Raw genomic sequence first — 13077 nt, 5'->3', positions numbered from 1 at the left:
TCGCCCTCGACCAACTCGCTCACTGAACCCGGAGAACCCGCCCGATGTCCGCTACCCTCGATCTCGCGATGGACCTGATCCGCCGCCCATCGGTCACCCCGCGTGACGAGGGCTGCCAGGCGCTGCTGGCCGAGCGGCTGGCCGCGCTCGGCTTTCGGATAGAGCCGATGCCATTCGGCGACGTGACCAACCTTTGGGCCCGCCGCGGCGAGACCGGCCCGCTCGTCTGCCTCGCCGGTCACACCGACGTGGTCCCGCCCGGCCCGCTCGATCAGTGGCACTCGGATCCCTTCGTTCCCGAGGTCCGCGATGGCCAGCTTTACGGGCGCGGGGCCTGCGATATGAAAGGTGCGATCGCGGCGATGGTCACCGCGGTCGCCGATTTCCTCGACGGCCGCCCCGAGCCGCCCGGCTCGCTCGCATTCCTGATCACCAGTGACGAGGAAGGCCCGGCCGTCGACGGCACCGTCAAAGTCATCGAGACACTCGCGGCGCGCAGCGAGCGCATCGATTATTGCCTCGTCGGCGAACCTTCATGCCAGCGACAGCTCGGGGATACCATCAAGATCGGCCGCCGCGGCAGCCTCAGCGGGTACTTGACCGTCCATGGTCGGCAAGGCCACGTCGCCTATCCGCACCGCGCGAAGAACCCGCTCCATGCCTGTGTCGAACAGCTGGCCGTCCTATGCGCCGAGATCTGGGATCAGGGCAATGCCCACTTCCCGCCGACCAGCTTCCAGATCGCGAACCTGAACATGGGTACCGGCGCCGAAAACGTGATCCCGGATCGGCTCGCGGCCCAATTCAACCTCCGTTTCTCGACCGAACTCGACGCCACGACCATCCAGCGTCGCGTCGCCGAGATCCTCGATCGCGGCGACTTCCGCTACGATCTGCGCTGGGTCCTGTCCGGGCAGCCGTTCCTGACCCATGCGGGCGAGCTGGTCGCCGCCACCTGCGCCGCGATCGCGGCGGTCACCGGCCTCGAGGCCGAACGCTCGACCTCTGGCGGCACCTCGGACGGCCGCTTCATCGCGCCGACCGGGGCCCAGGTCGTCGAATTCGGACCCGTCAATGCGACCATCCATCAAGCCAACGAGTGCGTTGGGGTCGCCGAATTGGATCAGTTGACCAGCATCTACCGCGGGCTGCTCGAACGGTTGCTGCCGCGCTGACAGGGCTCGACTCAGGTCCGCCCCCCGCCCGCGCGTTCTGGCTGGTGGATGACCTCTTCGATACGGACCCGCAGTGTCCCGCCGCCGGGCTTCGGCCACTCGATCTCGTCCTGTTCGGAAAGGCCGAGCAGCGCACTGCCGACCGGTGCCAGCACCGAGATGGTCCCGCCACCGGGCTCCACGTCCTTCGGATAAACCAGCGTCAGGCAAAAGGCTTCCGCCGAGGGTTCGACGCGGAAGCGGACCTGGGAATTCATCGTCACGACGGACGCCGGCATGTCCGCCGGGTCGACCACATCGGCTCGATACAACTCCGCCTCCAGTTCGGCCCGGCCCGGGAAGGCGTTGTCTGGCAGCGTTGCGAGCAACTGTTCCAGTCGTTCCATATCGACGGCGGAAATCAGGATCTTCGGCCTCTGTTTCATCGGCTCACCTTGGTTCTTCATGTTGGGTATGGGCCAGTGCGCTCGGACGATCCGGCGCCGTGGCAGTGGAGATCATCAACGTCTCGATCAGTCCCGGATGACCGAACCGGGACCCCTGAAAGACGCAACAACCGTGTCGGGCCAGGTCATCGCGTTGGGCATCGGTCTCGACCCCTTCGACCATGATGCGCGAACCGAGGCCCTCGGCCAACGCGACAAAACGATCGGCGATCCGATCATCGCCGGAGTAACCGGACAGGGCCTCGCTGACGAAGGATCGCGCGATCTTCCACTGATCCGGTGGCGACCGCTTCGGATAGGCCCACGGGCAACCGCCGACACCGAGAGGGTCGAGCGTGACCCCGACGCCGAGCGATCTTCATTCGGCGATCTCGAGCAGGGCGTCCGATGAAAATCAGCGGTCTGCGTCGCCGCCGTAACAGGCGGCGGGATCAGGCCGCCCGGTCAGAAAGGAACGGGCCGGGTCGACGAGCACACGACCGACCATCGCGGTGCGACCGACCAGCATCCGAAAGAGCATGGTCTCGCGGTTCGTCAGCGTGACCTCGATCGGCCAGCTGAGCCCGGCAATGCGCAGCGGGGTCTTGATCACGTAACGCTGCTCGCGGTGCCCACCCGAATCGGTGACGAGACGTCGATCCCGGATGCGCGCCTCGCAGTGGATCAAGATATCGGTGCGTCGCTGCAGCGGATGCACGCCGAACCGCACGAGATCGGCACCCTTGCTCCGAAAGGGTTCGACATAAAAGGCATGCAGCGTCGAGGTCCGCGCACCAGTATCGACCTTCGCCTTGATCGCAGGCAAGCCCAATTCCGGGAGCGCGACCCATTCCCGCCACCCGAGCCACAGTCCGATCCCGAGACCGGCAGCATCCGCGGCGTCTCGCGATGCCCCCCTGCTCAAATCGGCTGGCGTCGGCATGGCTTGTCCCTCGGGCATCGTTCGACCAGGCACCTCAGGCGCCAGATCGCCGGCACAGCGGAACGACGGCCGATGCACTAGCCCGGCCCCGTGGATTCGTCGACGACGATCCGGGGTCGAGCTCGGCCCCCATCGAGGGCCTCGAGGACTTGTTGGTCGCGTGCGTAGATGTCCGGGCGAAAACGCACCTGTCCCGGTTCGCCGGCCTCGGCGGTCCAGTAGGACAAGAGAACCGGCAGGGGCTCCTTCAAACGGACGACCCGGGTCTGTCCGGATGCGACGATCTCCTGAAAGCTCTCGGCATTCCAACGCGCAGGTTCATCGAGCACGAGCTCGGCGAGCCGCATCGGATCCTCGACGCGAACACAGCCAGAGCTGAGCGCCCGATCGCTCCGGTCGAACAGGTCGCGATACGGCGTATCGTGCAAATACACCGAAAAGAGATTCGGGAACATGAACTTGACACGCCCAAGGGCGTTATCGTCGCTTGGATCTTGCCGCAGCATGTAGGGGAAGGCCCGCGGTGGGACATGCCAGTCGACGGTCTCCGGCGGGATGTTTCGACCCCTCTGATCAATGACCCGCAGCCCCCGAGCCTGTAAATAACTCGGATCTTCCTGCATTTTCGGCAGGATGTCCTCGGCGAGGATCGTCGGCGGGATCGTCCAGGTCGGATTGAACTCGAGGTAGGCGAGTCGGTCGCGGAAGACCGGCGTCTGGCGCTCCGCGGTGCCGACGATCGCCCGCGTCGTCCAGACGACCCGACCGCTGCGGACCAGATCGATCCGGTAGCCTGGGATATCGACCAACACGAAGTCGTCCGGCAGGTGATGGTAGATCCAGCGCATGCGCTCCAGATTGACGCGGATCTGATTGATCCGGTCCTCGACCGAAACGTTCATCGCCCCGCGCGTTTGCGGACCGACGATGCCGTCACGCACCAGACCGTGGCGTTCCTGGAAATCCTCGACCGAGGCCTTCAAACCCTCGTCGAACAGGGTCGGGTCGGCCGCCGGCGGACCACGCAGATCACCGGTGACCGCGAGCCGGGCACGAATCGAGGCAACCTGTTCATCCTGGTCACCGAGACGCACGGTGCGGCCCTCGGGCACCGTCGGCCAGCCGCCGTCGGCGGCGATTGCCCGGTAATCGGCAAGGCCGTCGCGCAGACGCGAGTAGAAGCCCGGCTGGCGGATCGTGCGCCGGACATGGGCTTCCAGATTCGGCGCCGCAAGGGCCTGCCCAAGATCCTCGCGCAGTGCCGCGAACGTCGGCGGGCTCGAGTGGTTCCAGTGCGCATCGAGTGCAACTGGATCCACCTTGCCGTAACGATGGTGATGCAGATAGCGCAGCAGGCTATCGCTGAGCAGCAATTCGAACTCGACCCGGTCGCCGGATGACAAAGTCGCCAGATCACCGCGTTCGATCCAGGCCATGATCTCGCGGAAATGGAAATCGCTGCGTTGAAACCCATCCCGCCGCGTCGCCTCGAGCAGCCGCCGGTGCGCCGCGATCCTGGCCGGATCCCAGGCCAACCGATAATCCCTGGCGCGATAGACCTCGGCAAGCAGTGGCCCGGAGGCCAACTCCAGGGTCCCAAGCCGGGCGGGCTCGCCCAAGGTTGCCAGACCTTGGCGCAAGGTCTCGTTGGACGCGGCGGGGAAGGCGATCGGCAGCGATGCGAGCAGCAACAACAGGACGCGGGTCAACCGCATTCAGACCTCTCCGATCAAATGGACCCGCCCTTGCTCGTCGACGGACTCGAGCCGGACCTCGAAGCCCCAGAGCCGGCGCATGTGGCGAAGCATCTCCTCGGCATTCTCGGCCAAGGGCCGGCGATTGTAGCGGAAATGCCGTAACGTCAGCGAGCGATCGCCGCGCCGGTCGACGTTGAAGACCTGGATGTTGGGCTCACGGCTGCCGAGATTGTATTGATCGGCCAGGGCCTGCCGCAAGGCGCGATAGCCGGCCTCTTCGTGGATCGCGGTGATTTCCAGCGTCTCCTCGCGATCATCATCGTTGACCGCGAACAGCCGTAGATCGCGCATGACCTTCGGTGACAGGAACTGCGCGATGAAGCTTTCGTCCTTGAAGTTGCGCATCGCGAAATCGAGCACCTTGAGCCATTCACGGCCGGCGATCTCCGGGAACCAATAGCGATCCTCGGCGGTCGGCTCCTCGCAGATCCGGCGGAGGTCGCGCATCATCGCGAAGCCGAGTGCGTAAGGATTGATGCCGCTGTAATAGGGTGCATCGAACGGCGGCTGGAACACGACACCGGTATGGGACTGGAGGAACTCCATCATGAACCCATCACCGACCAACCCCTCGTCGTAGAGGTGGTTCAGCAGCGTGTAGTGCCAGAAGGTCGCCCACCCTTCGTTCATCACCTGGGTCTGGCGCTGTGGGTAGAAGTACTGGCTGACCTTGCGCACGATGCGCAGGATCTCACGCTGCCAGGGCTCGAGCAGCGGTGCGTTCTTCTCGATGAAATAGAGGATGTTCTCCTGCGGCTCCTCGGGCCAGCGTTCTTCGACCTCGACGGCGTCCTCGCCGACCGCCCGCGGCAGGGTTCGCCACAGATCGTTGATTTGCGCCTGCAGATAGGTCTCCCGTTCCTGCTGACGCCGCTGCTCCTCGGCAGCCGACAACGGTGACGGCCTCTTGTAGCGATCCACGCCGTGATTCATCAACGCATGACAGGAATCGAGCAGCAGCTCCACCTCCTCCTGGCCGTAGCGTTCCTCGCACTGGGCGATATAGGCCCGCGCGAAGACCAGGTAGTCGATGATCGCATCGGCGCTGGTCCAGGTGCGAAACAGGTAGTTGCCCTTGAAGAAACTGTTGTGGCCGTAGCAGGCATGGGCCATGACCAAGGCCTGCATCGGCAGCGTGTTCTCTTCCATCAGGTAGGCGATGCAGGGATCGGAGTTGATCACGATCTCGTAGGCCAACCCCATCTGGCCGCGTCGATAGGTCTGCTCGGTCGCGACGAATTGCTTGCCGAACGACCAATGGTGGTAGTTGATCGGCAGGCCCACCGACGAGTAGGCGTCGATCATCTGTTCGGAGGCGATGACCTCGATCTGGTTGGCATAGGTATCCAGGCCATAGACCTCGTGCGCGACCCGGCCGATCTCGCGATCGAAGCGTTCGAGCAACGGGAAGGTCCACTCGGATGAATCGGAGATGACGCGCTGGCTCATGCCTCCTGCCTCCTGAACAACTCGCGGAAGACGGGGTAGATATCCTCGGCACCGCCGATCTCCTGCATCGCGAAATGCCGATGCTGCGCCCGTACCTCCTGGTACGCGTACCAGAGACTCTGGTGCTGGCGCGGGGTGATCTCAACATAGGCGTAGTAGCGCATCAAGGGCATCAGGCGCTCGTTCAGGATGTCGCGACAGATCGCCGAGTCCGAGTCCCAGTTGTCGCCATCCGAGGCCTGAGCCGTGTAGATGTTCCAGACGCTGCTGTCGTAGCGCTCCTTGAGGATGTCGTAGGCGAGATTCAACGCGCTCGACACGACCGTGCCGCCGGTCTCGCGCGAATAGAAGAACTCCTGTTCATCGACTTCCTGGGCGATCGTGTGATGGCGGATGAAGACCAGATCGATCCGGTCGTAATTGCGCTGCAAGAACAGATAGAGCAGGATGAAGAAGCGCTTGGCAAGATTCTTGCGCAGCTGGTCCATCGAGCCGGACACGTCCATGATGCAGACCATCACGGCCTTGCTCGTCGGTTCGGGCCGCTTGACGAAGCTCTGATAACGCAGGTCGAAGGTGTCGATGAAGGGCAGCCTGGCCAAGCGCGTCTTCAGCGCATCGATCTCCTCGCGCAGCTCGCGCACGCGCGGGTCGTCGTCGCCGGCCCCCGACTCGAGGCGCGCGGCCAACTCCTCTTCCAATTCCCGCAGCCGGCCGCGATAGGGCGCGCCGAGCGCGGTGCGCCGCGCGATCGCGCCCTTCAACGAGCGAACCACGTCGATGTTGCTCGGTGCCCCGTCGCTGACGAAACCGGCGCGTTCGTACTTGAACTCGGTCGTACCGATCAGCTGATTGCGCACCAGATTCGGCAACGCCAAGTCCTCGAACATCAGGTCGAGGAACTCGTCGCGGGACAAGTTGAACACGAAATCGTCCTCGCCCTGCCCACCACGACCGGCCCGTCCCTGGCCGGAGCCGCCGCCGCCCTCGGGCGGCCGCTGGACGCGATCGCCGCTCAGGAAGTCCTTGTTGCCCGGGTGCACCATCTCGCGGGTCCCCCCGGGACCATGACGAAAGACCGGCTCGGAAATGTCCTTCGACGGGATGCCGACCTGCTCGCCCGAAGCGACGTCGGTGATGCTGCGCCGATTGACGGCATCGGCCACGGCCCGCTTGAGCTGCGACTTGTAACGGCGCAGGAAGCGCTGCCGGTTGACGGCGCTCTTGTTCTTGCCGTTGAGCCGTCGATCGATGAAGTGCGACATAGGCTTGCGATTTCCTGGTTACTGCGCCTTGCGGACCCGGAGGTACCACTCCGACAGGAGCCGCACCTGTTTCGGCGTATAGCCCTTGCCGACCATCCGATCGACGAACTGCTCATGCTTCTTCTGTTCGTCCATCGAGACCTTGGCGTTGAACGAGATCACCGGCAGCAGATCCTCGGTATTCGAGAACATCTTCTTCTCGATGACGACCCGCAGCTTCTCGTAGCTGGTCCACTTCGGATTCGCACCGCCATTGCTCGCGCGGGCGCGCAGCACGAAGTTGACGATCTCGTTGCGGAAATCCTTCGGGTTCGAGATCCCGGCCGGCTTCTCGATCTTCTCGAGTTCCTCGTTCAACGCTCCACGATCCATCATCTCGCCGGTGTCCGGATCGCGGTATTCCTGATCTTGGATCCAGAAATCGGCATAGGTCACGTAGCGATCGAAGATGTTCTGACCGTATTCGGCATAGGACTCGAGGTAGGCGGTCTGCAACTCCTTGCCGATGAACTCGGCATAGCGCGGCGCGAGGAACTGCTTCAGGAAACCCAGGTAACGCTCCTGGACCTCCGGCGGCAATTGTTCGCGCGCGATCTGCTTCTCCAGCACATAGAGCAGATGCACGGGATTGGCCGCGACCTCGGTGTGATCGAAGTTGAAGACCTGGGACAAGATCTTGAACGCGAAGCGCGTCGAGATCCCGGTCATGCCCTCGTCGACGCCCGCGTAATCGCGGTATTCCTGGATCGACTTGGCCTTCGGGTCGGTGTCCTTCAGGTTCTCGCCGTTGTAGACGCGCATCTTCGAGAAGATGCTCGAATTCTCCGGCTCCTTGAGGCGCGTCAGCACCGAAAACCGGGCCATCATCTCGAGCGTGCCGGGTGCGCACGGCGCCGTCGCGAGCGAGCTGTTGCGCAGAAGCTTGTCGTAGATCTGGACCTCTTCGTTGACACGCAGGCAGTAGGGCACCTTGACGATGTAGACGCGGTCGAGGAAGGCCTCGTTGTTCTTGTTGTTGCGGAACGACTGCCACTCGGACTCGTTCGAGTGGGCCAGGATGATCCCCTGGAACGGGATCGCCGACAGCCCCTCGGTGGCGTTGTAGTTGCCTTCCTGCGTCGCCGTCAGCAATGGATGCAGCACCTTGATCGGCGCTTTGAACATCTCGACGAACTCCATGAGCCCCTGGTTCGCTCGGCACAGGGCACCGGAGTAGCTGTAGGCGTCGGCATCGTGTTGCGCGAACCGCTCGAGCTGGCGGATATCGACCTTTCCGACCAACGACGAGATGTCCTGGTTGTTCTCGTCGCCCGGCTCGGTCTTCGCGATCGCGATCTGCTCGAGGATCGACGGATACAGCTTGACGACACGGAACCGCGTGATGTCACCGTTGTATTCCTGGAGCCGTTTCACGGCCCAAGGCGACATGATGGTGCGCAGGTAGCGGCTGGGGATCCCGTAATCGTCCTCGAGGATCGGACCGTCCTCCTCCGGCGAGAAAAGGCCCAACGGCGACTCGAACACCGGCGACCCCTCGATCGCGTAGAAGGGCACCTCCTCCATCAGTTCCTTGAGCTTCTCGGCGAGCGACGACTTGCCGCCACCGACCGGACCGAGCAGATACAGGATCTGCTTCTTCTCCTCGAGACCCTGCGCGGCGTGCTTCAGATAGGAGACCAGGTGCTCGATCGGCTCCTCCATGCCGTAGAACTCGGAGAAGGCCGGATAACGGCGCAACATCTTGTTCTGAAAGATGCGGCTGAGCCGGGGATCGGTCCGGGTATCGATGTGTTCCGGATCACCGATCGCCTGGAGCAGGCGCTCGGCGGCCCCGGCGTAGGCCATCGGGTCCGCTTTGCACAGCTCGAGATATTCATCCAGGCTCATGACCTCATGGCGCGAGGCTTCGTAGCGGGCCTGGTAGCGTTCGAAGATCGACATTTGTACACCTCACACGAAGTCGAATATGGATCGAGGGCCGCGCGGCGGCCAGCCGAAGAATCGGGCGGTCCGGTCGCAATGCACCGCTGGCCAGGCTCCGGCACCGACCGATCACCATTGCAGCAAAGTATGGGCCACCTGGAAGCGAGGGTCCGAGACCCGTCTCGATCCCCGTTACGACCATGGGGCCTTGAATCGGCGTCGCAAAGCCAGAAGACGCATCATGTTGGTGCATCGGGATCGGCGGCGCGATCCACCGGACGACAGGCCCTGTTACCCCGATTTGTTGGGCGTCTCCCCGGGATTTGCAACGGGCCGTCGCCGGATCGGGTTAGGATCGCGGAGACTCTGGACGCCCCCCGCGCCCTGTTTCGCCCCCCGACCCGCCCGCAGATCAGCGGCTTGGTGGCACACGGCGGCCACCCGATCACCCGATCACCCGATCACCGACGTAAAGGATAGCCCGGCCGCGACCACCGGCAACCGTCGCTTCGATCGTCTGGCATCCGAGACTGAGACCGCCAAACAGACATAAAGATCACCCACCGCGACAGGTGCCACAGGCGCCCGCAGCGGCCCAGGCGGCCGACACCGAGGCCGTGGGTAGCGCAGGCCCGAAGCCCACGCCGGCGCCAGAGATGCCCGATCAGGCCCACCGGCGTTCGGGAGCCGGCCCTAGCGGATCACGCCCGACGGTGGTGCACGACATGCTCGATCAGGGCCCGCGTCGACCCGTCGTGCTCCGCCGCGACCGCACCGGCCTTCAGCTCGTCGAGGATCACGCCGGCGAGCTGTTTGCCGAGCTCGACGCCCCATTGGTCGAACGAGTTGACGCCCCACACGAGGCCTTGGCAAAAGATCCGGTGTTCGTACAGCGCGATCAGCGCACCAAGGGTCTCGGGCGTCAGCCGCTCCATCAGGATCGTCGTGGTCGGGCGATTGCCGTCGAACTGACGATGCGGTGCCAGGGCCTCGGCGCGAGCCGGGTCCATGCCCGCCGCGAGCAGTTCCGCGCGCGCCTCGGCGAGTGTCCGCCCGCGCATCAGGGCCTCGGTTTGCGCTAGGCAGTTCGCGAGCAGCTTCGGATGATGGTCGTCGGTCTCGTTGTGACTGTGGATCGGCACGATGAAATCGGCTGGGATCAAGCGGGTCCCTTGGTGGATCAACTGGTAAAATGCATGTTGGCCGTCGGTGCCCGGCTCGCCCCAGATGACCGGTCCGGTCTGATAGTCGACGACGACGCCATCGCGGGTCACGTGCTTGCCGTTGCTCTCCATGTCGCCCTGCTGAAGGTAAGCCGGGAAGGACTTCAGATACTGATCATAGGGCAGCACGGCATGGCTATGGGCGTCGGCAAAGTTGGTGTACCAGACCCCGAGCAGACCCAGGATCACCGGCAGATTCTCGGCGAGCGGCGCGGTACGGACATGCTTGTCGACGGCGTGGGCGCCATTCAGGAGTTCGGCGAAGCGCTCGAACCCGACCGCGAGCGCGATCGGCAGCCCGATCGCCGACCACAGCGAATACCGGCCACCGACCCAATCCCAGAAGACGAACATATTGGCCGGATCGATGCCGAACTCGGCGACTGCCGGTGCGTTGGTCGAGACCGCGACGAAGTGGTCGGCCACGGCCGCCGGATCGCCGAGCGCCTCGAGCAGCCAACGCCGAGCCGTGCGCGCGTTGGTCATCGTCTCCTGGGTCGTGAAGGTCTTGGATGCGACGACGAACAGCGTGCGCGCCGGGTCGAGCGTTTTAAGCGTCTCGGTGATGTGGGTCGCATCGACATTGGACACGAAGTGCACGCGCAAGCCGGGCCGGTGGTACGGGGTCAGCGCCTCGCAGACCATCTTGGGCCCGAGATTCGACCCGCCGATTCCGATGTTGACGACATCGCGGATCGGCTCACCGGTGAACCCGCGCCACTGACCCTCGTGGACGCGGCCAACGAAGTCGCGCATCTGCGCCAGCACGGCTTCGACCTGCGGCATCACGTCTTCGCCGTCGACCCGGATCGGCCGCTGCGACCGGTTGCGTAACGCGACATGGAGCACGGCGCGATGCTCGGTCGTGTTGATCCGCTCGCCGGCGAACATTCGCTCGATCCAGGCCGGCAGTTCGACGGCATGGGCCACCGCGAGCAGGAGCTCGAGCGTCTCGGCGGTGACACGGTGTTTCGAGAAGTCGATCCGCAGCCCCGCGAGCTCGCGCGTCATCGACTGCGCCCGTTGCGGGTCGGCCGCGAACAGGTCCCGCATCGAGACCGCGCGCATCCGGTCCCAGTGCCGCTCCAGCGCCGCCCATTGCGGCGTGCGATTCACCAATGGCATCGCTCGTGTCTCCGATTGTCGTGGTTGACGAAAACGCGAAAGGCGTCGACGTCTGTGACGCGGAATCTGACAGCCCGCGCTTGTTCTTGCTCGTCCATCGGTCCTGGCGACGACGGCCTCACCCGTCCTCATCGAGCCCGTTACGCCAGTCTTGATCGTCGCGGTCGAACAGCCGGTTGGCTTCGGCCGGCCCCCAGGTCCCCGCGGCATAGGTCGGGATGAAATCACGCTCGGTGGCCCAGGCCTGCACGATCGGATCGACGATGCGCCACGCCCAATCGACCTCGTCGTAGCGCAGGAACAGCGTATGATCGCCGCCGATGACATCGAGGATCAGGGCCTCGTAGGCATCGATCTGACCCGGCGCCGTAGTGCAGGTGAAGGCATCGAGCGATTCGGTCTGGGTGCGCATCTCGAGGCCCGGCCGCTTGGTCTGGATCTCGATCCTCAGGCATTCTCGCGGCTGGATGTTGACCAGCAACCAATTGGGCACCAGCCGTTCGATGCGCGTGGTCCGAAACAGTTGCTGCGGCGGGTGTTTGAAGCGGATCGCGATCAGCGAATTGGTCTCGCGCAAACGCTTGCCGGTGCGCAGATAGAAGGGGATGTTGCGCCATCGCCAGTTGTCGATGTAGAGCTTGAGCGCGGCGAAGGTCTCGGTCGTGCTGTCACGGGGCACATCGGGCTCATCGAGATAGCCCGGGCACTGGCCTCCGTCGCCGGACCCCGCTCGGTACTGGGCGCGAAAGGCCTGCGCTGGCACCGCCTGGCGCGTGATCGGCCGGATCGAGCGCAAGACCTTGACCTTCTCGTCGCGCAGCGCCTCGGCATCGAGGCTCGGCGGCGGCTCCATCGCGACCAGCGTCAGCATCTGCAACAGGTGGCTCTGGATCATGTCGCGCAAGGCGCCGACACCGTCGTAATAGCCGGCCCGACCCTCGATCCCCCGCGCCTCGGCGTGGAGGATCTGCACATGATCGATGTGATGGCGATTCCAGATCGGCTCGAACAGCAGGTTCGCGAAGCGAAAGACGAGCACGTTCTGAACCGTGTTCTTGCCCAGGTAGTGATCGATGCGGAAGATCTGCTGCTCGCGGAAATGGCGCCGCAACCGTTCATCGAGCCGACGGGCGCTGTCGAGATCGAAGCCGAACGGCTTTTCGACGACCAGCCGCGACCAGCCGCTCGTCTCCTCGTGCAGGCCCTGCGCCGCGAGCCGATCGGCGACCTCGCCGTAGTGGCGCGGTGCGACCGCCAGATAGCAGACCAGGTTGTGCGGCCGCTCGACCCCGTCGCGCAGACGCCGCGCCAGGCCCTCGTATGCCGCGGCCTCGGTCAGATCGCCCGACTGGAACAGCAGGCGATCACCGAGCCGCGCGGCCACCTCGAGATCGAGGTGCTCCCCGATCCGGCCCCGCAGGCCGTCGATGACCTGCTCGCGCCAGTCGCGATCCGACCAGTCGCGCCGACCGAAGCCGAGGATCCGGGTGGCCGGATGCAGATGGCCGCATCGCTCGAGATGATAGAGCGCCGGCAAGAGCTTGTGACGGGCGAGATTGCCGGTCGCACCGAAGATCACCAACGTGCAAGGTTCGATCATCACAAGCCCCCCGAATCTCGTTTTTCGCAGATGGACACTAGGCAAGCCGGCCGTTCGACGATCGAAGAATCGCGAAGTTGGAGCTTGGCATCATCGCGCCACGGCACGACGGTGACAATGCCACCAGGCCGCGGCGGTGCGGCCGCTCCAGCCATCGCGGTCGGCAGGGACGGCATCCTCATGAATAAGCTG

9 protein-coding genes and 1 pseudogene are annotated in these 13077 nt (G+C 64.4%); 1 reads left to right on the top strand and 9 read right to left on the bottom strand.

The window, feature by feature from the left end:
- The first annotated feature begins 44 nt into the window (after positions 1 to 44).
- Positions 45 to 1175, top strand: a complete 1131-nt coding sequence (gene dapE / locus ABC977_RS04175; RefSeq protein ID WP_369665975.1) for a succinyl-diaminopimelate desuccinylase — start codon at positions 45 to 47, stop codon at positions 1173 to 1175.
- Positions 1176 to 1186: 11 nt separating this feature from the next.
- Here dapE and rnk read toward each other — a convergent pair whose 3' ends face one another.
- From rnk to zwf, 9 genes and pseudogenes are all read right to left on the bottom strand, one after another.
- Entirely contained in the window at positions 1187 to 1600 is a 414-nt protein-coding gene (gene rnk, locus ABC977_RS04170; protein WP_369665974.1) for a nucleoside diphosphate kinase regulator, read from the bottom strand.
- Between the two features lie 4 nt (positions 1601 to 1604).
- A pseudogene (locus ABC977_RS04165) lies at positions 1605 to 1919 on the bottom strand (EAL domain-containing protein); the annotation flags it as partial.
- Positions 1920 to 2015: 96 nt separating this feature from the next.
- Positions 2016 to 2543, bottom strand: coding sequence for an ATP-dependent zinc protease family protein (locus ABC977_RS04160; protein ID WP_369665973.1), 528 nt, complete (start codon positions 2541 to 2543; stop codon positions 2016 to 2018).
- Between the two features lie 77 nt (positions 2544 to 2620).
- The gene (locus ABC977_RS04155; RefSeq protein ID WP_369665972.1) at positions 2621 to 4258 is read right to left on the bottom strand and encodes a L,D-transpeptidase family protein; all 1638 of its coding nucleotides are present in this window, start codon (positions 4256 to 4258) and stop codon (positions 2621 to 2623) included.
- The gene (locus tag ABC977_RS04150; RefSeq protein WP_369665971.1) at positions 4259 to 5749 is read right to left on the bottom strand and encodes a SpoVR family protein; all 1491 of its coding nucleotides are present in this window, start codon (positions 5747 to 5749) and stop codon (positions 4259 to 4261) included.
- Positions 5746 to 7014: a YeaH/YhbH family protein gene (locus ABC977_RS04145; protein ID WP_369665970.1), complete on the bottom strand. Its 1269-nt coding sequence runs from the start codon at positions 7012 to 7014 to the stop codon at positions 5746 to 5748. Before ABC977_RS04145 ends, ABC977_RS04150 begins: the two co-directional genes overlap by 4 nt.
- Before the next feature lie 18 nt (positions 7015 to 7032).
- Positions 7033 to 8955, bottom strand: a complete 1923-nt coding sequence (locus ABC977_RS04140) for a PrkA family serine protein kinase (protein WP_369665969.1) — start codon at positions 8953 to 8955, stop codon at positions 7033 to 7035.
- A gap of 683 nt (positions 8956 to 9638) precedes the next feature.
- Positions 9639 to 11285: a glucose-6-phosphate isomerase gene (gene pgi, locus ABC977_RS04135; RefSeq protein ID WP_369665968.1), complete on the bottom strand. Its 1647-nt coding sequence runs from the start codon at positions 11283 to 11285 to the stop codon at positions 9639 to 9641.
- A 118-nt stretch (positions 11286 to 11403) separates the two neighbouring features.
- On the bottom strand, positions 11404 to 12885 hold the full coding sequence (gene zwf, locus ABC977_RS04130) for a glucose-6-phosphate dehydrogenase (protein ID WP_369665967.1): 1482 nt from the start codon (positions 12883 to 12885) through the stop codon (positions 11404 to 11406).
- Positions 12886 to 13077 lie beyond the last annotated feature (192 nt).

The organism is Thioalkalicoccus limnaeus (assembly GCF_041197575.1).
In the GTDB taxonomy this organism is placed as follows: Bacteria; Pseudomonadota; Gammaproteobacteria; order Chromatiales; family Chromatiaceae; genus Thioalkalicoccus; species Thioalkalicoccus limnaeus.
Note: the sequence above shows the minus strand (reverse complement) of the source record. Positions and strands in the feature narration are given on the sequence as shown.

Bases quoted from the DNA above. Each gene is read 5' to 3' on its own strand.
- ABC977_RS04145 (WP_369665970.1), bottom strand. From the start codon at position 7,014: ATGTCGCACTTCATCGATCGACGGCTCAACGGCAAGAACAAGAGCGCC.
- ABC977_RS04160 (WP_369665973.1), bottom strand. From the start codon at position 2,543: ATGCCGACGCCAGCCGATTTGAGCAGGGGGGCATCGCGAGACGCCGCG.
- zwf (WP_369665967.1), bottom strand. From the start codon at position 12,885: ATGATCGAACCTTGCACGTTGGTGATCTTCGGTGCGACCGGCAATCTC.
- ABC977_RS04140 (WP_369665969.1), bottom strand. From the start codon at position 8,955: ATGTCGATCTTCGAACGCTACCAGGCCCGCTACGAAGCCTCGCGCCAT.
- ABC977_RS04155 (WP_369665972.1), bottom strand. From the start codon at position 4,258: ATGCGGTTGACCCGCGTCCTGTTGTTGCTGCTCGCATCGCTGCCGATC.
- rnk (WP_369665974.1), bottom strand. From the start codon at position 1,600: ATGAAACAGAGGCCGAAGATCCTGATTTCCGCCGTCGATATGGAACGA.
- pgi (WP_369665968.1), bottom strand. From the start codon at position 11,285: ATGCCATTGGTGAATCGCACGCCGCAATGGGCGGCGCTGGAGCGGCAC.
- dapE (WP_369665975.1), top strand. From the start codon at position 45: ATGTCCGCTACCCTCGATCTCGCGATGGACCTGATCCGCCGCCCATCG.
- ABC977_RS04150 (WP_369665971.1), bottom strand. From the start codon at position 5,749: ATGAGCCAGCGCGTCATCTCCGATTCATCCGAGTGGACCTTCCCGTTG.